22 protein-coding genes and 1 pseudogene are annotated in these 22,707 nt (G+C 71.4%); 10 read left to right on the forward strand and 13 right to left on the reverse strand.

Annotated elements, in window-relative coordinates:
* Positions 1-14 precede the first annotated feature (14 nt).
* Positions 15-722 (reverse strand): TetR/AcrR family transcriptional regulator, encoded by a 708-nt coding sequence (locus tag ACZ5XS_RS26210; protein WP_468655230.1) that lies wholly within the window; start codon positions 720-722, stop codon positions 15-17.
* A 136-nt stretch (positions 723-858) separates the two neighbouring features.
* Between ACZ5XS_RS26210 and ACZ5XS_RS26215 the strand changes: the two genes are divergently transcribed.
* Positions 859-1,818, forward strand: a complete 960-nt coding sequence (locus ACZ5XS_RS26215) for an NAD-dependent epimerase/dehydratase family protein (protein WP_468655232.1) — start codon at positions 859-861, stop codon at positions 1,816-1,818.
* Between the two features lie 61 nt (positions 1,819-1,879).
* Positions 1,880-2,518: pseudogene (locus tag ACZ5XS_RS26220) on the forward strand (NAD-dependent epimerase/dehydratase family protein); the annotation flags it as partial.
* 333 nt (positions 2,519-2,851) lie between these two features.
* On the opposite strand, the gene ACZ5XS_RS26225 reads toward ACZ5XS_RS26220, so the two are convergent.
* Complete coding sequence (locus ACZ5XS_RS26225) at positions 2,852-3,760, reverse strand: GNAT family N-acetyltransferase (RefSeq protein WP_468655234.1); 909 nt, start codon at positions 3,758-3,760, stop codon at positions 2,852-2,854.
* A gap of 248 nt (positions 3,761-4,008) precedes the next feature.
* The gene (locus tag ACZ5XS_RS26230) at positions 4,009-4,275 is read right to left on the reverse strand and encodes a GlsB/YeaQ/YmgE family stress response membrane protein (RefSeq protein ID WP_468655236.1); all 267 of its coding nucleotides are present in this window, start codon (positions 4,273-4,275) and stop codon (positions 4,009-4,011) included.
* A gap of 135 nt (positions 4,276-4,410) precedes the next feature.
* On the opposite strand from ACZ5XS_RS26230, the gene ACZ5XS_RS26235 reads away from it, so the two are divergent.
* A complete protein-coding gene (locus tag ACZ5XS_RS26235) occupies positions 4,411-5,184 on the forward strand; it encodes a phosphotransferase (protein ID WP_468655238.1) in 774 nt (257 codons plus the stop codon).
* 98 nt (positions 5,185-5,282) lie between these two features.
* Here the strand turns inward: ACZ5XS_RS26235 and ACZ5XS_RS26240 are convergent, their stop codons facing one another.
* From ACZ5XS_RS26240 to ACZ5XS_RS26250, 3 genes are all read right to left on the reverse strand, one after another.
* Positions 5,283-5,723, reverse strand: coding sequence for an SPW repeat protein (locus tag ACZ5XS_RS26240; protein ID WP_468655240.1), 441 nt, complete (start codon positions 5,721-5,723; stop codon positions 5,283-5,285).
* Positions 5,724-5,847: 124 nt separating this feature from the next.
* Positions 5,848-7,221: a cryptochrome/photolyase family protein gene (locus tag ACZ5XS_RS26245; RefSeq protein WP_468655241.1), complete on the reverse strand. Its 1,374-nt coding sequence runs from the start codon at positions 7,219-7,221 to the stop codon at positions 5,848-5,850.
* 74 nt (positions 7,222-7,295) lie between these two features.
* Positions 7,296-8,873 (reverse strand): SDR family oxidoreductase, encoded by a 1,578-nt coding sequence (locus ACZ5XS_RS26250; RefSeq protein WP_468655243.1) that lies wholly within the window; start codon positions 8,871-8,873, stop codon positions 7,296-7,298.
* A 120-nt stretch (positions 8,874-8,993) separates the two neighbouring features.
* Here ACZ5XS_RS26250 and ACZ5XS_RS26255 point away from each other — a divergent pair, with 120 nt between their 5' ends.
* Positions 8,994-9,254, forward strand: coding sequence for a hypothetical protein (locus ACZ5XS_RS26255; protein ID WP_468655390.1), 261 nt, complete (start codon positions 8,994-8,996; stop codon positions 9,252-9,254).
* Between the two features lie 137 nt (positions 9,255-9,391).
* Here ACZ5XS_RS26255 and ACZ5XS_RS26260 read toward each other — a convergent pair whose 3' ends face one another.
* Positions 9,392-10,309: a LysR family transcriptional regulator gene (locus tag ACZ5XS_RS26260; RefSeq protein WP_468655245.1), complete on the reverse strand. Its 918-nt coding sequence runs from the start codon at positions 10,307-10,309 to the stop codon at positions 9,392-9,394.
* 378 nt (positions 10,310-10,687) lie between these two features.
* On the opposite strand from ACZ5XS_RS26260, the gene sfnG reads away from it, so the two are divergent.
* The 6 genes from sfnG (at position 10,688) to ACZ5XS_RS26290 (ending at position 16,602) form a co-directional block, all read left to right on the forward strand.
* Positions 10,688-11,809, forward strand: coding sequence for a dimethylsulfone monooxygenase SfnG (gene sfnG, locus ACZ5XS_RS26265; RefSeq protein ID WP_468655247.1), 1,122 nt, complete (start codon positions 10,688-10,690; stop codon positions 11,807-11,809).
* A gap of 48 nt (positions 11,810-11,857) precedes the next feature.
* On the forward strand, positions 11,858-13,075 hold the full coding sequence (locus ACZ5XS_RS26270) for an acyl-CoA dehydrogenase family protein (RefSeq protein WP_468655249.1): 1,218 nt from the start codon (positions 11,858-11,860) through the stop codon (positions 13,073-13,075).
* Positions 13,076-13,128: 53 nt separating this feature from the next.
* Positions 13,129-13,683: an NADPH-dependent FMN reductase gene (gene ssuE / locus ACZ5XS_RS26275; RefSeq protein WP_468655251.1), complete on the forward strand. Its 555-nt coding sequence runs from the start codon at positions 13,129-13,131 to the stop codon at positions 13,681-13,683.
* Positions 13,684-13,686: 3 nt separating this feature from the next.
* A complete protein-coding gene (locus tag ACZ5XS_RS26280; RefSeq protein WP_468655253.1) occupies positions 13,687-14,871 on the forward strand; it encodes an SfnB family sulfur acquisition oxidoreductase in 1,185 nt (394 codons plus the stop codon).
* A gap of 26 nt (positions 14,872-14,897) precedes the next feature.
* Complete coding sequence (locus ACZ5XS_RS26285) at positions 14,898-16,040, forward strand: LLM class flavin-dependent oxidoreductase (protein ID WP_468655255.1); 1,143 nt, start codon at positions 14,898-14,900, stop codon at positions 16,038-16,040.
* 121 nt (positions 16,041-16,161) lie between these two features.
* A complete protein-coding gene (locus ACZ5XS_RS26290; protein ID WP_468655257.1) occupies positions 16,162-16,602 on the forward strand; it encodes a peptidoglycan-binding protein in 441 nt (146 codons plus the stop codon).
* 54 nt (positions 16,603-16,656) lie between these two features.
* Here ACZ5XS_RS26290 and ACZ5XS_RS26295 read toward each other — a convergent pair whose 3' ends face one another.
* From ACZ5XS_RS26295 to urtA, 6 genes are all read right to left on the reverse strand, one after another.
* On the reverse strand, positions 16,657-17,688 hold the full coding sequence (locus ACZ5XS_RS26295) for an acyl-CoA dehydrogenase family protein (RefSeq protein ID WP_468655384.1): 1,032 nt from the start codon (positions 17,686-17,688) through the stop codon (positions 16,657-16,659).
* A gap of 96 nt (positions 17,689-17,784) precedes the next feature.
* Positions 17,785-18,477, reverse strand: coding sequence for an urea ABC transporter ATP-binding subunit UrtE (gene urtE / locus ACZ5XS_RS26300; RefSeq protein ID WP_468655259.1), 693 nt, complete (start codon positions 18,475-18,477; stop codon positions 17,785-17,787).
* Positions 18,477-19,265: an urea ABC transporter ATP-binding protein UrtD gene (gene urtD / locus ACZ5XS_RS26305; RefSeq protein ID WP_468655261.1), complete on the reverse strand. Its 789-nt coding sequence runs from the start codon at positions 19,263-19,265 to the stop codon at positions 18,477-18,479. Before urtD ends, urtE begins: the two co-directional genes overlap by 1 nt.
* Positions 19,262-20,356 carry an urea ABC transporter permease subunit UrtC gene (gene urtC, locus ACZ5XS_RS26310; protein WP_468655263.1) on the reverse strand — a complete coding sequence of 365 codons (1,095 nt, stop codon included), beginning with the start codon at positions 20,354-20,356 and terminating at the stop codon, positions 19,262-19,264. Before urtC ends, urtD begins: the two co-directional genes overlap by 4 nt.
* Positions 20,353-21,249 (reverse strand): urea ABC transporter permease subunit UrtB, encoded by an 897-nt coding sequence (urtB, locus tag ACZ5XS_RS26315; RefSeq protein WP_468655265.1) that lies wholly within the window; start codon positions 21,247-21,249, stop codon positions 20,353-20,355. Before urtB ends, urtC begins: the two co-directional genes overlap by 4 nt.
* A gap of 72 nt (positions 21,250-21,321) precedes the next feature.
* The gene (gene urtA, locus ACZ5XS_RS26320) at positions 21,322-22,578 is read right to left on the reverse strand and encodes an urea ABC transporter substrate-binding protein (RefSeq protein WP_468655267.1); all 1,257 of its coding nucleotides are present in this window, start codon (positions 22,576-22,578) and stop codon (positions 21,322-21,324) included.
* Positions 22,579-22,707 lie beyond the last annotated feature (129 nt).

Here is a 22,707-nt window from a genome sequence, read left to right on the forward strand (position 1 = left end):
CGGCCCCTCGCGGCTCAGTCGAGGCCGAACGCGTCCGCCAGGGCGTCGACCTGGGCGGTGAGCAGGGTGTCTCCGTCGTGGCCCATGCCCGCGAACTGGCCCGACACCTCCAGGCTGACCGCTCCGTGCAGGTGCGCCCACGCGAGCACCGCTCCGGCCAGCGCCGGGCCCTCGGCCCCGACGGCCACATGCCCGCGCACCCAGGCGGCCACAGCCGGATCGTCGTCCGCCCAGGCCTTCATCTGCGCCACCACCGGCGCCACAGCCGGCGACGGTTCGGACCCCTCGAAGGCCCTCAGGAAGGGCGAGAGCACCGCCCGCGCGCTGTCGAGCGTGTCCGGGGGCGCCGTGTAACCCGGCACCGGCGTGCCCTGGATCAGCAGATAGCGGTGCGGCTGACTCACCGCCCACTCCCGGCAGGCCGCCGCGAGCGCCCGCATCCGCGTGCGCGGTGAGGTGTCCGTGGCCGGCGCCTCCCCGGCTGCCGTCACGGCCGCCGCCAGGTCGGCGTACGCGTCACGGATCAGGTCCGTCAGCAGCGCGTCGCGGCTGTCGAAGTAGCGGTACAGGGCCGGCCCCGAGAGACCGACCTCCTTGGCGATCCGGCTCAGGGCCACGGCCGCCGTGCCCCCCTCGGCCAGCTGCCGGAGCGCGATCTCCTTGATCTCCGTGCGCGTCCGCTCGCGGTAGCGGGCCCTCGGACTCTGCACGTTCCCGGCCATCGGCGGCTCCCTTCTCGATGCGTGTGACACACCTTAATGGCGGCCCGAACCTCCCACTCTTGCTAGTGTTACTCGCAAGAGTTACAGTCTCTAACAGAAGTGATGAGCACTCGCTCGTCTCGGGGAAGGGATCACCATGACTGCCCACGCCAACGCCGTTCGCTCCCTGCACACCGTCCTCGGCTCCGGCCCCGCCGGCACCGCGCTGGCCCGCGAGCTCGTGCGCCGGGGTCACGCCGTGCGCCTGGTCGACCGCACGGGACAGGGGCCGGCCGTCGACGGGGTCGAGCGGTACGCCGCCGACGTCAGCACGGCCGAGGGGGCGCGCGAGGCCATGACCGGGGCCGCCGTCGTGTACCACTGCGTCAACGTCGCCTATCACCTCCAGGCTGAGGTGATGCCCCGCGTCCAGGAAGCCGTTCTCGCGGCCGCCGAAACCGGCGGTGCGCGGCTGGTCGTGCTCGACACCCTCTACCCGTACGGCGAGACCGGGGGAGCGGTGATGACCGAGGACTCCCCGTGGAAGGCGACCAGCCGCAAGGGCAGGATGCGCGCGGAGCTCGGCGAGAAGTACCTCGCCGCGCATCGCGAGGGCCGGGTCGGGGTCGCCCTCGGCCGGTCCGCCGACTTCGTCGGCCCCGGGGTGCTCAACTCGTCGCTCGGCGCGGCCGTGTTCCCGGGCGCGCTCACCGGCGGGCAGGTACTCGGCCTCGGGGACATCGACCTGCCGCACAGCTACACGAGCATCGCGGACGTGGCCCGGGGCCTCGCGACCCTCGGTGAGCGTCCGGAGGGCGACGGCCGTGTCTGGCACCTGCCGACCGCGCCCGCCGTCAGCACACGCGAGATCCTCACCATGATCGAGAAGCGGGTGGGCCGGACCCTGGACGTCGTGATCATGGCGGAGCTCCACCCCTTCGGGCCGTTCGACGAGCAGTTCGTCGCCGAGTACGCGGAGATGTTCTACCAGCACACCGAGCCCCAGATCGTGGACTCCTCCGCGTTCGAGCAGACCTTCGGCGCGACGCCGGCACCGCTCACCGACACCGTCGGCGACACCGTGGCCTGGTACGGCGAGTGGCTCGCGCGGCAGTGACGCGGAGGAGGGCGACGCCGCCGGATGTCACATCCCGGGCGGCCCGATCCGTCGCACGGTCATGGCGACCAACGACACGACCCACCAGAGCCGGAACATCCTCCTCGCCGGCGCGACCGGCGTCCTCGGCCGGCACATCACCCGCGCCCTGACCGAGTCCGGCCACCAGGTCACCGGACTCGGCCGCGGGCCGGCGGCCGGCATCCGCGCCGACCTCATGGACCGCGACGCGCTGCTCCGAGCCGTCGACGGACACCGCTTCGACACGGTGATCCACGCCGCGACCGCCCTGCGCAAGGCCCCCATGCGCCACCGCGACATGAGCGCCACCAACGCCTTGCGCACCGAGGGCACCGCCCACCTCGTCGAGGCCGCGCAGGCCGTCGGCGCCCGCCGCCTCGTCACCGAGTCGATGGTGTTCGGATACGGCTACGGCGACCACGGAGACCACCCGGTCACCGAGGACGACCCCTTCGGCCCGCCCGGCACCACGCCCGAACGGGAAAGGCACCTCGCGGCCATGCGCACCAAGGAACAGCTCACCTTCCACACCCCGGGGCTGGAGGGCATCGCCCTCCGCTTCGGCCTGTTCTACGGCCCCGGCGGAACCGACACCCTCCTGACCCTGCTCCGCAGGCGGCAACTGCCCGTGTCCGACGACCACGGCCGGGTCTTGCCGTGGGTGGAACTCACCGACGCGGCGCGGGCGGTGACGGCTGCCCTCGAACGCGGCCGGCCCGGCCAGGCGTACAACGTCGCCGACCGCACGCCGCTCGGCTTCCGGGCGCATGTGCTGTGCGTGGCCGAGGAGTTCGGACTGCCGAAGCCGATGACCGTACCGCTCTGGCTGATGAAGCCGATGTCGTACGCGCACACGGTGATGTCGACGACTCTGCGCGTCTCCACGGCGAAGGCGGAGCGGGAACTGGGATGGACACCGGTGCATCCGTCGGCCCGGGACGGCCTCGCGGAGATGAGGGGCATGGCGGGCACGGTGGAGAGGGGGCATGAGGGACCCGGATCGGTGAGCGGGCTACGGCGCCATGGCCAGGGGAGCGGTCCGCAGGTCGAGCTGGTACTCCACCGACCGATGCGTCGGTACGTAACCCAGCGCCTCGTTCACCGCACGCATCGGCGCGTTGCTGTCCGCCGTGTCGGTGCACAGCCCGGCGAGTTCAGGGTGCCGCGCCCGGGCCCGGAGGATCGAGGCGGCCTTCATCCAGCGGGCGAGGCCGTGGCCGCGGTGCTCGGGAAGCACCGCCGTACCGTAGTGCCGGCCGTCGCCCCGGCCGTCTCCGGGGACGACCAGCTCGGAGAAGCCGATCACCGAGCCGTCGGACGCGTCCACGGCGGCGACGGTGTGCAGCAGGTCTCCGCGCTTCGCGACCGCCTCGGCCACCGCGATCACCCGTTCCACGTCCCAGACGACCGTGCCGTAGTCGGTGCCTTCCATCGGCATGTCGTCCATGGCCCGCCGCGCGTCGGCGTAGGACTGTGCCAGCTCGGGCGGCACGGTGCCGTCCCACTCCGTCAACCGGTACCCCGGACGCGGGAGTCGGGCGACCTTCCCGATCGCCGCGAGGTCGGCGTCGGCCGGCGGCAGCCGGGCGAACGTCAGTCCCAGCACCCGGCGAAAACCCCGCGCCGCCAGGAAAAAATCGGCGGGGGAGTCCCGCTGGGCCTGCGCGAGCACCGACCGCCGTCCTTCCTCGCGCGCCGCCGTGACGGCGGCCTCCAGCAACTGCGTGCCCACGCCACGCCGCCGTTCCGCGCCGTGCACCGCGATGTCCAGCTCGGCGAGGTGCTCCTGGCCCGCCCTGGTGAACAGCCGGAGAAACGCGGACCCGAGCGGAACGCCCTCGGCTCCGGAGGCCAGCCAGGCCAGACGACGGCTGGAGGCGCCCGCCTCGGGATCGGCGAGCGGGGTGATGCGCGGGGTCAACGGGGCTCCGTCACGGTCGGTTCGGGCGCGAGCGGCCGAAGCCGGCCGTCGCGACGTGCCGTCCGCAACGCCATTCCCGGGCGGGGGCGGGCGGGGCGCCTGGCGCGGTTCGGGCGCGCCCCCGCGGCGCGCGAGAGGTGCACGAGGGCAGGTGAGAGGTGCACGAGGGCAGGTGAGGTGCGCCCTGACTGCGCAGGGCGCGCCTCACCTCGCGTACGCCGCCTGCGACCCGCCGCCAACCGCACGCCTCAGCGGCGGCGTGCCTTCGACCGGTCCAGTGCGCTCACGCCGAGCGCGGCGAGGCCGATCTGGATGAGCCACTCGACCCAGTCCACGCCCTTGGTGTCGGCCACGCCGAACGCGCCGGCGAGCGCGGAACCGATCAGCGCGGCGATGATGCCGACGAGGATCGTCCACAGGATTCCGATGCGCTGGCGCCCGGGGATCACGAGCCGGCCCAGGACACCGATGACGATGCCGATCACGATCGCACTGATGATGCCGTCGATCTCCATCTCCGCCCCTTTCGTCAAGACCCACGCATTTGCGTCAAGACCCCCGCATCAGTGCGTCTGCCCCCTGGAACCGCGGACAGTCCGGTCCTGTACCAAGCATTGGCCAAGGCCGGGACGACGCACGGATACTCCTTGGTGTCGGAGCCGAGCGGTGACAGGAAGGCGGCCGGGGTGGAGGAGACGTCCCTCGAAGGCGGTGCCGTCAGCGAGGCCGTGCGAATCGGCGCGACCGTGCGGCGCACGCCGACGGCACGGTCGCCGTACGTGCGGGAACTGCTCGCGCTGTTCGAGCGGCGGGCGTGGCCGGGGGCGCCGCGCTTCCTGGGGACGGACGAGCGGGGCCGCGAGGTGTTCGGCTACATCGAGGGGCGGTCGGCACTTTCCCCGCGCGACCGGGCCGCCGCCCGCACCGACGCGAGCCTGGTCCGCGTCGCCCGACTGGTCCGCGCCTTCCACGACCTGACACACGGCACCCCGTCCGCCGGTGACCAGGACGTGGTCTGTCACAACGACCTCGCCCCGAAGAACACCGTGTACGCCGTGGACGGCGACGAGTGGCGGCCGCTGGCCTTCGTCGACTGGGATCTCGCGGCTCCCGGCGAACGCGTCCACGACGTCGCCCACCTGTGCTGGCAGTACCTGGGCCTGGGCCCGGAGCTGAGCGACGTGCCGGAGGCGGCGCGCCGCCTCCGTCTCGTGTGCGACGCCTACGGACTCGACGAGCGGGGCGGCCTCGTCGACACGATCCTGTGGTGGCAGGACCGCTGCCGGCGGGGCATCGACGCCGGCGCGGACCGTGGGGAGCCTGCCATGGTCGCCCTGCGTGAGGCCGGGGCCGTCGACGATGTGCGGGGCGCCTGGGAGTGGGTCGCCGGGCACCGTCGCGAGCTGGGCGCCTTGCTGGGCTGACGTCGACGCCGTGCGTCCCCTCACCAGGCGCCCGACGGCCGGTCCGCGCGGGCGCGGGCCGGCCCGGGTGCGCGTCTGTCCTCCGTCGTTGTGGGCGCCTACGCCCTCGGGACGCTCTTCGCCGCCGTAGCGATGCACATCAGCCCCAGGACCACGGCGAGGGCACCGATGATGATGTTGTTCCAGATGACCCCGGCGTCCGGGCTCTCGCCGACGATCCACGGCGAGACGATCATCCACACGCCCAGCGCGCACATGGCCCAGCTCAGGCCGTACATGCGCTCGGGAGCCCGGGTGAACCCGAGGGCCAGCAGGCCGATCGCTATGCCCACGACCAGGTTGTGGGTCACGAGGTCGGGCTGGCTCGTCGTGTAGTGGAGTATCCACGGGGACACGGCACAGTACAGACCGAGCAGGAACACCGGTCCGTCCACGAGTGCCACATCGCGACCGCCGAGCATGCGGGCGTAGCGGTCCCGCATCTCCGGAGCATCAGGGTGGGTGGTGATGTCACCTCGGGTGGGCGAGACGTTGGCCATGACTCGTCTCCTTTGACTTGCTTGGCCTGACCGCGTCGGCGCGGTATGCGGTGTAAACGCCGCGTAAGTGCATTCTGCTCTTATTTCCCCTTTATGTGTAGAGGCGGGCGTCTATGGCGCCTTCTCACTCGCGGCCGCGGGCCTGTCTGAAGCGGGCCAGCCCGTCGGACAGCCCGATGATCGGGTCCGGATAGTCGATCGCCGCCCGGTCCAGGCCTCGGAGATTCCAGGGTTCGTGCACCGACGGTCCGGCGAGGCCCGTCAGTTCGGGAACCCAGCGCCGCACGTACGCCCCGTCGGGGTCGTGCCGCCTTGCCTGGGCGGTCGGGTTGAGGACCCGGTGGGGGCGGGTGTCCGTGCCGGTCCCGGCCACCCACTGCCAGTTGAGCTGGTTGTTCGCGACGTCACCGTCGACCAGCAGGTCGAGGAAGTGCCGGGCGCCGACGCGCCAGTCGACGTACAGCGTCTTCGCCAGGAAGGAGGCGGTCAGCAGGCGTGCCCGGTTGTGCATCCAGCCTTCGTGGCGCAGCTGGCGCATGCCCGCGTCGATCACCGGGTAGCCGGTGCGGCCCTCCCTCCAGGCCTCGATGTCCGCGCGGGCCGTGCGGTCGGACCGCCAACGGTCGTGCTTGGTGCGGTAGTCGGCGGTGGCGACGCCCGGCCGCGCCGCGAGGACCTGCCGGTGGAAGTCGCGCCAGGCCAGCTGACGTACGAAGGCCTCCGCGCCGGGGCCGCCCGTCCGGCGCGCCCGGTGGACCAGCTCGACAGGGGAGAGGGTGCCGAAGTGCAGGTGCGGCGACAGGCGTGAGGTGGCGTCACCGGCGAGGTCGTCGTGCCGGTCCTCGTACGTGGCGACGCCGTCCCTCAGCCATGCCGACAGGCGTTTCCTGCCTTCCTGCTCGCCACCCCGGGCCAGGCCCCCGGACACTCCGGAGAGACCGTCGCGGGTGGGGAGTTCCTCGGAGCCGATGCCGTCCGGCACCCGTACGGCACGGGGTGCGGTGAGAGTGTCGCGCAGGTGCCGGCCGGACCACTGGCGGAAGTACGGGGTGAACACGGCGAAGTGGTCGGAGGAGGCAGGAGTGACCGCACCCGGCGCGAGGGCCGTGGTCACGGTTTCGTGCACGTGCAGCCGGCGCCCCTGCGCCGCCAGGGCGAGACGCAGGCGTTCCTCGCGCCGGTGCGCGTAAGCGCTGACGTCGGCCGCCAGGTGCACCTCGTCGGCGTCCGCCTCGGCGGCCACCTTGCACACCTGGTCGACCACGTCCCCGGAACGGACGACGAGCCGGCCGCCCCTCTCGCGCAGACCGGTGTCCAGTTCCCGCAGGCAGTCGGCCAGGAACGCCAGCCGGTTGGCGGCGGCGAAGCCGGCCCTGTCCACGGCCCGGTCGCGTACGAACAGGGGCACCACCTGGCGGTTCCCGTCTGCTGCCGCCCGCAGGGGAGGGTGGTCGTGCAGCCGCAGGTCGGCGGTGAACAGGACGACCGAGACGTTCATGACGCGTGCTCCGGGGACGAGGGGAAGGTGCCGGTGGTCTGTTTCCCGGGTGGCCGCCTTCGTGGATGCGATGGTCAACGAGCGGGCGTCCGGTCGGGCGCGGGAGTGAGCGGCGCGCGGGCCGCGGCCTTCGCGATGTTGCGCGCCATGCCGCCGAACACCAGGGCGTGGAAGGGGGAGACGGCCCACCAATAGGCGTGCCCCAGCAGTCCGCGGGGGTGGAAGAGGGCCCGCTGGCGGTAGCGTGTGCGGCCCTCGCGGTGCGCCGTGCCGCCACTCGCGAAGTCGGTCCCGCCCTCCTCCTCGCCCTCCGTCTCGGCGTACATCTCCAGCCAGGCCAGACCGGGCAGTCGCATCTCCGCCCGCAGCCGCAGCAGCCGGCCCGGCACGATCTCCTCGACGCGCCAGAAGTCCAGCGAGTCGCCCGCCCGCAGCCGGGCCGCGTCCCGCCGTCCCCGGCGCAGACCGACCCCGCCGAACAGCCGGTCCAGCCGGCCCCGCACCGCCCAGGCGAGCGGGAACGAGTACCAGCCGTTGTCCCCTCCGATCCCCTCGATCACCCGCCACAGTGCCTCGCGGGAGGCGTCCACCGACAGCTCCCGGTCGTCCGTGTACAGGCTGCCGCCGGCCCAGTCGGGGTCGGTGGGCAGCGGATCGCTCGGGGCGCCGGGAACGGAGGCGGACGACCAGCGGGTCGCCACCTGGGCGTCCCGGACGCGCCGCAACGCCAGCCGTACGGCTTCGTCGAAGCCGACGGGATGGCCGGGCGGATCGGGAACGTACCGGGCGATGTCGTGTTCGTGGCACACCACCTCGTGCCGCAGCGACTCGGTGAGCGGCCGTGCGATCGCCGCGGGGACCGGGGTCACCAGCCCGACCCAGTGGCTGGAGAGGCCGGGGGTCAGAACGGGGACGGGGACGATGACGCGGCGCGGAAGCCCGGCGACGGCGGCGTACCTGTTCATCATGTCCCGGTAGGTCAGGATGTCCGGCCCGCCGAGGTCGAAGGCCCGGTTCACGTCGTCCGGCATGCGCGCGCTGCCGACGAGCGCGCGCAGCACGTCCCGTACCGCCACGGGCTGGATCCGGGTGCGTACCCAGCTCGGGGTGACCATCACCGGCAGCCGCTCGGTGAGGTAGCGCAGCATCTCGAAGGAGGCCGAGCCGGAGCCGATGACCACCGCGGCCCGCAGCACGGCCGTCGGAACGCCCGAGCCCAGCAGGACGCGGCCCACCTCGGCGCGGGAACGCAGGTGCGGCGACAGTTCCTGCTCGGGCACACCCGTGGGAGTGAGGGCGCCGAGGTAGACGATGCGACGCACCCCGGCGGCGCGCGCCCGCTCGCCGAAGATGCGCGCCGCCTCGCGGTCGGTCTCCTCGAAGCGGCTGCCGGTGCCCAGGGCGTGCACCAGGTAGTAGGCGACGTCGACGCCCCGCAGCGCCCCGGCGACGGACGCGGCGTCGGTGACGTCCCCGCGCACCACCTCCACGTCGTCCGCCCATGGATGGTCGCGCAGCTTTCCGGGGGAGCGGGCCAGACAGCGCACCCGATGCCCCTCGGCAAGCAGCTCAGGCACGAGCCGGCCGCCGATGTACCCCGTGGCGCCGGTCACCAGGCAGCGCAGCCCCGGCCCCGGGTCGTCCGTTCTCATCACGCCTCGCTCCCTCGGTATCGGTGTTCCCGTCATCCCTTCCACCGATCGGGCCGAATCGGACGCGGAGATCCGCGTGGGATTCGACGGAGGTATCCGGTGGGTTGCGCGGAGCGACACATGCCCGGGCCGTTCGCGGGCAGGCGAATCGTACGAGAGTGGTGGTTCTGGAAGTCGAGAGTCGAGCTGGAGGTGGCTGCCGCTATGGGCGCGAAGGTGTTGGAGCGGTTTCCTGCGGGGGCTCCGCGCGGATCGTGGCCGGCGGAGGAGTACGCGGCGGCGCGCCGCGCCGCGGGCGAACCTGCAAAGGTCGTGATGGACCTGAAGTCGGACGCGTTCCTCGTGGTGGTACCGGCGCACGAAGAGGACCAGGGCGCCTGACCGGCTGATCACGTCGCGGGACAGCCGCGGCGCCTCGTCGACGCAGACCGGCGTGCCGGCCCCCGCGTCTGCGGCATGATCCGCCGGACAGACCCTGGCCGAGGACGGGTTCCGGGGCCTGGCCGGAGCGGGCGGGCTCAGCGCCCGCCGAGCGTTCCGCCCAGGTCCCGGGCCCGGCGTACGAACACCTCGTGCAGGTCCTGCGCCGCCCGCGGCACCGATTCGGCCTTGCGGCGCTGGAGCATCAGCAGGACCCGGGTCGTGTCGCCCTCGATCGGCCGGTAGGTGATCGTGCCGAGCCGTTCCAGAGGATCCCCGGCCACGCTGAAGTCCGGCAGGACCGTCGCCCCGAGCCCTTCGGCGACCATCAGCTTGCCCATCTCGGCACCGTCGGTGGAGTACGAGAAGGACGCGGCGCGGCCGTCCAGGAGCCGGTGGACATAGCGGTGCATGACACAGCCGGAGCGCATCGCGATCAGCGGCTCGGCGAGCAGTTCGTCCACCGTCACCGCGGGCCGTGAGGCGAGCGGGCTGTCGGGGCGCACGCACACGACCGGCCGGCCGTGCAGCAACTGGGTCGACTCGACGCCGGCGGGCACGTCGTCGCCGTCCAGGTGGTTGACCAGGCCGAGGTCGAACCCGCCCTCCGACAGGGCCCGGTGGATCTCCGTCTGCTGTGCGCCGACCACCTCGATCTGGGTGACCGGATGCGCCGCGCGGAAGTCGCGGACCACCGGGACGAGCAGCGGCACGGTCGCGGCGTTCACCGTGCCGACGCGCACCATACGGCTGATGCGGTGCTGCTCGCCGGCCGCCACCCGCAGCCGGTCCACCGCCTCCAGCACCTGCACGATGTACGGCAGCAGCTCCCGGCCCTCCGCGCTCATCGTCGCCCCGGACCGTTTGCGCTCCAGGAGGTCGACTCCCAGCTCGCGTTCCAGGTTTCTGACGGTCTCGCTCAACCCGGGCTGCGACAGGCGCAGTTCCTCCGCCGCTCGGCGCAGGGAACCGAGCCGTGTCACCGCCGCGATGTATTCCAGCTGTTCGGTCCGCACCCCGGCAGAATGCGGGTGATTTCACGGGCCGTTCGAGGGTTTCCCTGTCACACGTTCGTGAAATTCAACGGTCCGCGATACGAGACCGGTCGGGTTTTCCTTGACGGCCCTCGCGCCGACTGCGACGATCGACGGCATGAAGATGCGACTGGGCCTCACGCGGCGACGCCATGTCGACCTCGCGCGCGTCTCCAGCGCCTCCTGTTGCTGCGCGGCCTGATCCCTCCGATCCGCCGCCGTCCCCTTTCCACGCCGCACCCGCATCCACGCCTGTCGTTCGGACAGGCATGTGCCGCGTTTTCACTTCACCGCCTGAATTCGGCGCACGCGTGCCTTTCGAATTCGGCGTGACTCCCCGTTCCGCAACAGGAGTTCCGCATGCCCGCAGCACCCCTCCAATTCGCCTACTGGGTCCCCAACGTCAGCGGCGGCCTCGTCACCAGCAAGATCGAGCAGCGCACCGACTGGGGCTACGACTACAACCGCGAACTCGCCGTTCTCGCCGAGAACAACGGCTTCGACTACGCCCTCAGCCAGGTCCGTTACATGGCCGGCTACGGCGCCGAGTACCAGCACGAGTCGACCAGCTTCAGCCTCGCCCTGCTGCTCGCCACCGAGCGCCTGAAGGTCATCGCCGCCGTCCACCCCGGCCTGTGGCACCCCGGAGTCCTCGCCAAACTCGGCGCCACCGCCGACCACCTGTCCAAGGGCCGCTTCGCCGTCAACGTCGTCTCCGGCTGGTTCAAGGGCGAGTTCACCGCCCTCGGCGAGCCCTGGCTGGAGCACGACGAGCGCTACCGCCGCTCCGAGGAGTTCATCCAGGCCCTGCGCCAGATCTGGACCGAGGACCACACCGAACTCGCCGGTGACTTCTACCGGTTGCGCGACTTCTCCCTCAAGCCCAAACCGCTCAACACCCCCGAGCGCCCGCACCCGGAGATCTTCCAGGGCGGCAACTCCACCGCCGCCCGCGCCATGGCCGGCCGCGTCTCCGACTGGTACTTCTCCAACGGCAAGGACTTCGACGGGGTCGTCGAACAGATCGAGGACGTCCGCAAGTCGGCCGCCGAAGTCGGCCGCCGCCCACCGAAGTTCGGGCTCAACGGCTTCCTCATCGCCCGCGACACCGAGGCCGAGGCCCGCGACACCCTTCGGGAGATCGTCGCGCAGGCCGACACCGAGGCCGTCGAGGGCTTCGGAGCCGCCGTGAAACAGGCGGGACAGTCCGCCGCCGACGGCAAGGGCATGTGGCAGGACTCCACCTTCGCCGATCTGGTGCAGTACAACGACGGGTTCCGCACCGGACTGATCGGCACGCCGGAGCAGATCGCCGAGCGCATCGTCGCCTACAAGAAGCTCGGCGTCGACCTCTTCCTCCTGGGCTTCCTGCACTACCACGAGGAGGTCGAGTACTTCGGCCGCCGGGTGCTGCCCCTCGTACGCGAGCTGGAGGCCCGGCTCCCGGACACCGAGTCCGCGTCCGTCCACGCCCACGCCTGACCGCCCCCCACAGCTTCCGCACCGCACTGCGAGAGAGGTCACCCCCGCATGAGCACCGTCACGCCCACCGACTGGCAGCAGAGCCCCGCCCCGCGGACCGCCGAGGACTGGATCGCCCGCGCCGCCGAGGTCGCCGCCGTCCTCGCCACCGACGCCGTCGCACGCGACCGGGCCGGCGCCACCCCGTACGCCGAGGTCCGGCTCCTCAAGGACTCCGGCCTGGTCACCCTGCTCGGCCCCACCGAGCACGGCGGCGCGGGCCAGGACTGGCCGACCGCCTACCGGGTGGTCCGCGAGGTCGCCAAGGCCGACGGCTCCATCGGCCAGCTCCTCGGCTACCACTACCTGTGGAACTGGGCGGCCCGCCTGGTCGCCACCCGCGAACAGTGGGAGCACGTCGAAGCGGAGGCCGCCAAGAACCGCTGGTTCTTCGGCGGGGCCGTCAACCCCCGCGACAAGGACGTGACCGTCACCGAGGACGGCGACGACCTCGTCTTCACCGGCCGCAAGTCCTTCTCCACCGGCAGCAAGGTCTCCGACGTCACCGTCCTCGAAGGCGTCCTGGAAGGCACCGACAGCCACGTCTTCGCGATCGTGCCCTCCGACTCCGAGGGCCTGACCTTCCACGACGACTGGGACAACATCGGCCAGCGCCTCACCGAGAGCGGCGGCGTCACCCTCGACGGCGTGCGCACGCCGTGGTCCTCGGCGGCCGGCTACGTCGACAGGGTGTTCCAGCCGCGGACCTACAACACCCTCAACGTCCCCACCATCCAGCTGGTCTTCGTCAACTTCTACCTCGGTATCGCGGGCGGCGCGCTGGAGACGGCCGCCACCTACACCCGCACCAAGGCGCGGTCCTGGCTGCACGGCGGCCACGAGCGGGCGGTCGACGAGCCCTACGTCATCGACACCTACGGCGACCTCACCGCGAAGCTCTGGGCGGTCGAGGCCCTCGCCGACACCGTCGCCGCCGAGGGCCAGAAGCTGCACGACGACCCAGACGCGGTCACCGAACAGACCCGCGGCGACTTCGAGGTCCGGGTCGCCGCGGTCAAGGCCCGCGCCACCGACGTCGCCCTGGAGATCTCGAACCGCATCTTCGAGGTCACCGGCGCCCGCTCCACGGCCACCGCGGAAGGCCTCGACCGCTTCTGGCGCAACGTCCGCACCCACACCCTCCACGACCCCGTCGCCTACAAGCGGCGCGAGGTCGGCCGCTGGGTCCTCGAAGGCGAACTGCCCGAACCCACCTGGTACTCCTGACCACCGGGGGCGCCTCCCGTGCGGAGGCGCCCCTCCTCCCCGAAAGAGGCCCCATGGCCACCGTCCTGTCCGTCTCAGGCAGCCCCTCCGCCTCCTCCCGCACCGCGAAGCTCCTGCGCCACCTCGACGGCCGCCTCGCCGCACAGGGACACGAGGTGATCCCGCTCGACGTCCGCACCATCCCGGCCGAGGCCCTGCTCGGCGCCGACTTCCGGCACCCCGCGATCGTCGAGGCCACCGAGCTCTTCGAACGTGCCGACGGTCTCGTCATCGGCACCCCCGTCTACAAGGCGGCCTACTCCGGCGTCCTCAAGGCGCTCCTCGACCTGCTGCCGCAGTACGCCCTCGCCGGCAAGACCGTCCTGCCCCTGGCCACGGGCGGTTCGACCGCCCACGTGCTGGCCATCGACTACGCCCTGCGGCCGGTGCTGAGCTCCATGGGCGCGGGGCACATCGTGCAGGGCTGGTTCACACTCGACAAGGACATCACCGCCCACGAGGACGGCACCCTCACGGTCGCCCCCACCGCGAGCGAGTCCCTGACCCACGTGCTCGACCAGTTCTCGACCGCCCTCGGCCGTACGCCCCTGCTGGCCGCGGCGGGCTGACCCGTGACCGCGAAAGTCGTCGCCGACGACCTGGAGGCCCTGACCGTCGCCCGCGCTCTCGCCGACGAGTTCCACGCCACCGCGTCCGAGCGGGACGCCGAACGCCGTCTGCCCCGGAAGGAGCTGGACCGCCTCACCGCCTCCGGCCTCCTCGCGGTCACCGTGCCCGCCGAGCACGGGGGAGCGGACGTACGCCAGGAGACCCTCGCCGAGATCTTCCGGCTGCTCGCCTCGGCCGACGCGAGCCTCGCGCAGATCCCGCAGAGCCACTTCGTGTACGTCAATGTGATCCGCCGTCAGGGCACGTCGGAGCAGAGGAAGTTCTTCTTCGGCGAGGTCCTCGCCGGGCGACGTTTCGGCAACGCCCAGTCGGAGGCGGGCACGCGACACGTCCAGGACATCCGCACCCGCCTGGAACCCCGCCCCGACGGCTCGTACACGCTGACCGGCGTCAAGCACTACTCCACCGGCGCCCTCTTCGCCGACTGGATCCCGGTGCTCGCCCGCGCCGAGGACGACCACCTGCACGTGGCGTACGTACCCAGGGACGCCCCGGGGCTCACGGTGATCGACGACTGGGAGGGCATGGGCCAGCGGACGACCGCCAGCGGCACCGTACGCCTGGAGGCGGTGCCGGTACCCGCCGACCGGGTCCTGCCGCACCACCTCACCTTTCAAGGGCCCCAACTCCACGGAGCGGTCGCTCAGTTGCTGCACGCCGCCATCGACGCCGGCATCGCGGGCGGAGCGCTGGCCGAGGCCGCCGAGTTCGTCCGCACCAGGAGCCGCCCCTGGTTCGAGAGCGGAGTCGAGACGGCCGCCGAGGACCCGCTGCTGATCCAGCGGTTCGGCGAACTCGCCATCCAGGTACGCGCGTCCGAGGCGCTTTTGCGGGAGGCCGCCCGTGCCGTGGACTCGGCCCGCGCGGACCTCACCGACGACTCCGCGGCCGAGGCGTCCGTCGCGGTCGCCGCGGCCAAGGCGCACGCCGCGCAGACCGCCGTGGAGGTCGGGAGCGCCGTGTTCGAGGTGTCCGGCACCCGTTCCGCGCTCGACTCCCTCAACCTGCACCGCCACTGGCGCGACGCGCGCACCCACACCCTGCACGACCCGGCCCGCTGGAAGGTCCAGCACATCGGCAGGTACGTGCTCACCGGCACGCGGCCGCCGCGCCACGGCCTCCTTTAAGAGATCTTCCGGAACGGAGACCCCACGTGTCCCTCACCTTCCACTGGTTCCTCCCCACCAACGGCGACAGCCGCCATGTCGTCGGCGGCGGCCACGGCACCCCGGCCACCGCCTCCGGACGGGACCGGCCCCCGACGGTCGCCTACCTGAGCCAGATCGCCCGCGCCGCCGAGGACCTGGGCTTCGTGGGTGCGCTCACCCCCACCGGCGCCTGGTGCGAGGACGCGTGGCTGACCACCGCGATGGTCGCCCAGCAGAGCGAACGCCTCAAGTTCCTGGTCGCCTTCCGCCCCGGCTTCGTCTCACCGACGCTCGCCGCGCAGATGGCCTCCACCTTCCAGCGGCAGACCGGCGGACGACTCCTGCTCAACGTCGTCACCGGCGGTGAGAGCCACGAGCAGCGGGCCTACGGCGACTTCCTCGACAAGGACGCGCGGTACCGGCGCACCGGCGAGTTCCTCGAGATCGTCCGGGGGCTGTGGGAGGGCAAGACCGTCGACCTGCACGGCGAGCACCTTCAGGTCGAGGACGCGAAGCTGGCGCGTGTGCCGGACCCGGTGCCCCAGGTGTACTTCGGCGGGTCCTCGCCGATCGCCGGCGAGGTCGCCGCGAAGTACGTCGACGTCTACCTCACCTGGGGCGAACCGCCGGCCCAGGTCGCCGAGAAGATCGCCTGGGTCAGGGGGCTCGCGGCGAAGGAAGGGCGGACGGTGCGGTTCGGTGTCCGGCTGCACGTCATCACCCGGGACACCTCCGAAGAGGCCTGGGCAGAGGCGCATCGGCTGCTCGACGGGTTCGACGCGGAGACCGTGAAGTCCGTCCAGGCCGGGCTGGCACGCAGCGAGTCCCAGGGGCAGCAGCGGATGCTCGCGCTGCACGGCGGCAGCCGGGACGGACTGGAGATCCATCCGAACCTGTGGGCCGGTATCGGGCTGGTGCGCGGGGGTGCGGGGACCGCGCTGGTGGGCAGCCACGAGGAGGTCGCCGAGCGGATCAAGGAGTATGCGGCGCTCGGTATCGAGGAGTTCGTGCTGTCCGGGTATCCGCATCTGGAGGAGGCCTACTGGTTCGGCGAAGGAGTGCTGCCGCGGCTGGCGGCGCAAGGCGTGTGGCGCCATCCGTTCCGCACGGGGAGTGCCCCCGTGGCGCAGGTGCCTTTCGCGAGCTGAAAAGGTACCCGGAACGGCCCGACGGCCCGAATTCAATGAATATTCAACTGGCCGTTGTTCGCGGGTATTTCCCGTCTTTCCCCAAGTCGAACTATTCCCGATCCGTCACTAGCATGGACGTATGAACGGCACACCTGAGTTCTACGTGGTAAGGGAGGGCGACACGCTCTCCGACATCGCGGCCAGGCATCACGTGTCACTGGCCCAGATCCTGAAGTGGAATCCTCAGATCAAGAACAAGAACGTCATTCACCCGAAGGACCGGATTCGTGTGGTCGCGCCCATCGCGGGGCACGGCGGCGGGGACGAGCCCTTTCCGGGCAGGGACTTCTTCCGGCCGTCCGTGAGCAGCCCGATCATCCAGGCCATGGGCTGGCGCCTCATCGAGGAGGAGTGCTCGGCGTATCCCGACGAGCCCGACTTCCGGTGGAGCGAGGCGGACCGGCAGTCCTATGCCAAGTTCCAACGGAAACTGGGCTTCACGGGCAGCGACGCCGACGGAATCCCGGGACGGGTGTCGTGGGAGAGACTTCATGTGCCCGCCCTCCACATGAGTGAATAGCCCGCCTACCGGAAGGGCCCGCCGCACGGTGAACCGGGCCACGGCCGGCCGGCCTCAGCCGGTCAGAGCGGCGAGGTGAGCCGTGCGTGACTCCCGCGTCTGACCCTGCACCAGCAGGAACAGCGCCTCGCGGGCCAGGCGTTGGGCCCGGCTCGTCAGCAGCATCGAGCGGCCTCCCGCGCTCACCACGGCTGCCGTGGTGGCCGCCTGCAGCACCTCGTACGCCTGTGTCCTGAGCGCGAGGCGTTCCGCGACCCGCTCATGGGGCGCCGCGTCCGCGGCCAGGGCGTAGGCACGGCCGCGCACTTCGCTCAGCCGGGCGCGCAGGGGGGCCGCCGTCTCCTCGTCCAGGAAGGGCAGGGCCGCCTCCGCGACGCCGAAGACCGCCGGGTTGGCGTTCACCGTCTTGAGACGGTCCGCCGCCGCCCAGCGGTCGTACGGGGTGTGCAGGACCACCGCCTCCTCCGGCAGCCACAGGCCGTCCAGCTCCAGCGAGACCGTGCGGGACGCGGTGAGGGCCGCCAGCCGCATCGGCTCCGACGCCCGCAGGCCCGGCTGCTCCCTCGCCTCCGTGAAGGCGAACAGGGCCTCCTCCGCGTCGGTCACTCCGGCGAGCATCATGACGTCGTTCAGCCCCCACCCGGTGTACCAGGGCACCGACCCGTCGAACCGCCAGCCGCCCCGGTCCCGGGTGACCCGGACGGGCGTGCGCGGGTAGGCCCGCAGATGGGCGTACGCCACCCCCGACAGCAGCTCGCCGCTCGCCAGCCGGGCCAGCAGGCGCTCGCGCACCGGGCCCTCGCTCTTCGCGAGCGTCAGGACCGGCGTGTGGTGCTGCGTCTGCACGAACCAGGTCGAGCAGCACGCCCCGGCCAGGATCTCCGCCGTTTCACGTACCACCGCACCGGGCGCCGCGGCCCCGCCGTACTCCCGCGGCGCGTTCAGGCCGAGCAGACCCGAGCGCCTGATCTCGGCGAGATGGCTTACGGGCACCTGAGTCTGGTCGACCCGTTCGGCGTGCGGTGCGAGCAGGTCGTCCGCGAGCCGGCGGGCGCGGACGACGAGGGGATGCGGGTATGCGGCGATGGTCATGGAGGAAATCTTCCCGTGGCCTTCGTGCGCGGTGCCGGTTCCGTGCGGGGTCTGCCGTTCGGGCGGCACCTCACACGAGCCGCCACCGCGTCACACGCTCAACGCCTCCCGCACGGACCGCTCGGCATCCTGGCCGCCCTCGCCGGAGGAGGTGACCCGGCCGGCCTCCAGGACGTAGTACCGCTGTGCCGCCCGCATCGCGAAGCCCACGTGCTGCTCGACCAGGAGCACCGACAGCCCGCCGCGCGCCGCCAGGGTCAGGATCGTGTCCTCGATCTCGGCGACCACCGACGGCTGGATGCCCTCGGTCGGCTCGTCCAGAAGCAGGATCCGAGGCTCCGTCACCAGAGCGCGGGCGATGGCGAGTTGCTGCCGCTGCCCGCCGGACAGCAGCCCCGCCCGGCGGTGGGACAGCGCCCGCAGCGCCGGGAACAGGTCCAGCGCCTCGCCGATCGCCGCCCTGCCGCGTCTGCGGCCGTCCGCGACGAGCTGGAGGTTCTCCGCCGTGGTCAGGTGCGGGAACGCCTGCTGGCCCTGCGGGACGTACGCCATCCCGCGCGCCACCCGCTCGTGCGGCCTGCGCCGGGTGATGTCCTCGCCGTCGAGGCGGACCGTGCCGCTGCTCGGCGTGAGCAGTCCGACGGCGGCCCGCAGCAGGGTGCTCTTGCCGGCGCCGTTGTGCCCGAGCACGGCGGCCACCCCGTCCTTCGGCACCTCGACGGTGACCCCGTGCAGCACGCTGCTGCGGTGGTAGCCGACCCGGACGTCCTCGATCTGCAGCATCACGCCTCCTGTACGACCGCGGTGTCCGAGGCGCCCTCGGCGGCTGACGCGTCCGCCGCGTGCCCGAGGTACACCTCCTGCACCTTCGGATCGGCCTGGACCTCGGCCACCGTGCCCTCGCTGAGCACCTTGCCCGCGTGCAGCACACTGACGCTGCGCGCGAAGGACCGCATGAAGTCCATGTCGTGCTCGATGACGACCACGGTCCGTTCCTCGCTGATCCGCTGGAGCAGTTCGCCGGTCGCCTGGCGCTCGTCGTGGCTCATGCCGGCGACCGGCTCGTCGAGCAGCAGCAGCCGTACGTCCTGCACGAGCAGCATGCCGATCTCCAGCCACTGCTTCTGGCCGTGCGCGAGCGTCCCGGCGAGGGAGCCGGCGAGCTCGGTGAGCCCGACCGTCTCCAGCGCCCTGGCGACCGGCTCCGGAACGTCCTTGCGGCGCCGGAGCATGGTCCACATGCTCCGGCCGGCGCCCGCCGCGATGTCCAGGTTCTGCAGGACCGTCAACTCCTCGAAGACGGTGGCCGTCTGGAAGGTACGGCCGATCCCGGACCGGGCGATCCTGTGGACACTGCGTCCGAGCAGCTCGTCGTCGCCGAAGCGCACCGAGCCCGTCGCCCGCGCCAGTCCGGTGACCGCGTCGACCAGGGTGGTCTTGCCCGCGCCGTTCGGCCCGATGAGGAAGCGCAGGTCGCCGGGGCGGACGTCGAGGTCCACCCCGTCGACGGCGGTGAAACCGTCGAAGGACACCCGCAGTTGCCGTATCTCGAGACCCGAGAGCTCACTCATGCCGCTTCTCCCACCGGTACGACGGGCGCCTTCTGCTCCGGCGCCTTCGGGGCTCTGCGCCGGCGTACCAGCACCGCCAGGGAGGCCAGACCGCCGGGCAGGAACGCCAGGGCGACGATGAACAGCAGCCCCTGGAAGTACGTCCAGGCCGCCGGGAACTCCTCCGACAGGGCCGTCTTGGCCCAGGCGACCGCGACCGCGCCGAGTACCGCGCCGGCCAGGATCGCCCGGCCGCCCACGGCGGCACCGATGACGAACTCGATGGACGGCACGATGCCGATCAGGGCGGGCGAGATGATGCCGACCGCCGGGACGAACAGCGCGCCCGCGAGGCCGGCCATACCCGCCGCGACGACGTACGCGACCAGCTTGACGTTCGCCGGGTCGTAGCCGAGGAAGCGCACCCGCTCCTCGGAGTCCCTCACGGCGACCAGGAGTTCGCCGTAGCGGCTCTGGATCAGCTGACGTGCCAGGGCGATCAGGAGCAGCAGGACGGCGGCGATGACGAAGTACACCATCCGCTGGTTGACCGGGTCGTCGAGGGAGTAGCCGAAGAAGCCCTGGATGTCGGTGAGACCGTTGGTGCCGCCGGTCGTGGCCTGCTGGCCGATCAGCCAGATCGCGAAGGCGGCGGCGAGGGCCTGGCTGAGGATCGCGAAGTAGGCGCCCTTGACCCGGCGCCGGAAGACGAACAGGCCGAGCAGCGCGGCGACCGCCATCGGCAGCAGCACGGTCGCGGCGATCGCGAACAGCGGGTTCGCGAACGGCCGCCACCACCAGGGCAGTTCGGTGGCGGTGCCGTACAGCTGCATGAAGTCGGGGAGGTTGCCGGGCCCGGCGTCGGCGATCTTCAGGTGCATCGCCATGGCGTAGCCGCCGAGCCCGAAGAACACGCCCTGGCCGAGCGTCAGCAGACCGCCGCGGCCCCAGGCGAGGCAGATGCCGACGGCGACGATCGCGGTGCACAGGTACTTGGCGAGCAGCCCGAGCCGGAAGTCGGACAGCACGAGCGGGGCGAGGGCGAACAGCGCGACGGCGGCAGCCGCGAAGCCTGCCGCGGCCCGCGCGGAACGGCCTTTCAGCGGGTTCATACGAGACTCCTGGTCCGCAGCGTGTACAGCCCCTGGGGCCGCCACTGGAGGAACGCGACGATGGCGACGAGCACCAGGACCTTGGCGACGCTGACGGTGGTGGAGTACTCGAGGACCGACTGCAGCGCACCCAGCACGAAGGCGACGATGACCGTGCCCTTGAGCTGCCCGATGCCGCCGACCACGATCACCAGGAAGGCGTCGATGATGATGTTGGTGCCCATCGTCGGCCCGATCGGGCCGACCAGTGTCAGCGCGACCCCGGCGACGCCCGCGAGCCCGGATCCGAGGAAGAACGCGGTGCGGTCGACCCGGCTCGTGGAGATGCCCGACACCTCGGCGAGGTCCCGGTTCTGCACCACGGCCCGCACCCGGCGGCCCAGCGGCGTCAGCCGCAGCGTCAGGGACAGCGCGACCACCGCCGTGACCGCCAGGCTCAGGATGAACAGCCGGCTGTTGGCGAAGGTGAGCGGGTCGTCGCCGCCGATCACCGTGATGTTCCCGGTGAGCCAGTCGGGCGCCCGGGTCTGCACATTCGGAGCACCGAAAATGTCCCGGGCGAGTTGCTGGAGCATCAGCGAGACACCCCACGTGACGAGAAGCGTGTCAAGTGGCCGGAGATACAGGCGCCGTATCAGCAGCCATTCGAGCAGCGCGCCCAGAGCACCCGAGACGACAAAGGCGACGGGCAGTGCGACGAGAAGGGAGATTCCCGCGCTGGAAATGGACTTCTGGAGGACGTACGTGGTGTAGGCGCCGGCCATGATGAACTCGCCGTGGGCCATGTTGATGACGTTCATCTGGCCGAAGGTGAGGGAGAGACCGAGCGCGATGAGCAGCAGGACGGCACCGATGCTGATGCCGGTGAAGGTCTGACCGAGGATCACGGTCATGCGGCGGCTCCCGGGAGGAGTGCGGGCGGGCGCGGGGGCCCCGGCGGTGCGAGGCCCCCGTGCGACGAGCGGTCAGGACAGGCCGGAGGCCCAGGGGTAGCCCTTGAGGTACGGGTCCGGCTTGATGGGCTTGCCGGAGTCCCACACCTGCTCGATCAGACCGTCGCTGCCGATCTTGCCGATCCGGGCGGTCTTGTAGATGTGCTGCGAGGCACCGTCCACGGTGACCAGGCCCTCGGGCGCGTCGAAGGTGATGCCGTCGGAGGCGGCCTTCACCTTCTCCGGGTCGAAGGACTTCGCCTTCTCGACCATCGCCTTCCACAGGTAGACCGAGGTGTACGCGGCCTCCATCGGGTCACTGGTCGGCTTGTCCGCGCCGTACTTGGCCTTGTACGCCTTCACGAACGTGGTGTTCGCCGCGCCCGGAGTGGTCTGGTAGTAGTTCCAGGCCGTCAACTGCCCTTCCAGGTACTGCGTTCCGATCGACTTGACCTCCTCCTCGGCGATCGACACCGAGACGACCGGCATGGTCGCGGCGCTCAGGCCGGCGGACTTGTACTCCTTGAAGAAGGCCACGTTCGAGTCGCCGTTGAGGGTGTTGAAGACGGCGTCCGCCTTCGACGCCTTCACCTTGTTGGCGATCGTGCTGAACTCCGTCGAGCCCAGCGGCGCGTAGTCCTCGCCGAGGATCGTCATGCCGTTGGCCTTCGCGTACGCCTTGATCTCCTTGTTGGCGGTCCGCGGGAAGACGTAGTCGCTGCCGACCAGGTAGAGCTTCTTCTTGCCCTGGCTCTTGAGGTAGTCGAGGGCCGGGATGATCTGCTGGTTCGTCGTGGCACCCGTGTAGAAGATGTACGGCGACTCCTCCAGGCCCTCGTACTGCACGGGGTAGAAGAGCAGCGACTTGTTCTTCTCGAACACCGGCTTGACGGCCTTGCGGCTGGCGGAGGTCCAGCAGCCGAAGGTGGCCGCGACGTTGTCCTCCTTGATCAGCTTGGTGGCCTTCTCGGCGAAGGTCGGCCAGTCGGAGGCGCCGTCCTCGCTGATCGGCTTGATCGTCTTGCCGAGGACACCGCCCTTGGCGTTGATCTCCGCGATGGCGAGCTGCAGCGAGTTGCGTACGGTCACCTCGCTGATCGCCATCGTGCCGGAGAGCGAGTTGAGCAGGCCGACCTTGACCGTGTCGCCGCTGGTGTCGATCTTCGCGGCCTTGTCGGACGAGCCTGCCGCGTCGGTCTTCGCGCCGCACGCGGAGAGGGCGACGACGGCGGCGAGCGCCGCGGTTCCGGCCAGAAGCCGACGCCGGTGAATGCTGGGAACGCTGGACAAAAGAACCTCCTTGTCCCCTGGAGGACACCTGAAAGGGAAGGAAAGAACAGCTCTTCAGGCGCGGTGGTGGCGCGAGCGTCCAGCTTTCCCTTGTTGGTGTACCGGCTGGTTCCCTGAAGTGCGGTCCAC

The sequence above is a fragment of the Streptomyces sp. NPDC033131 genome, from assembly GCF_055578365.1.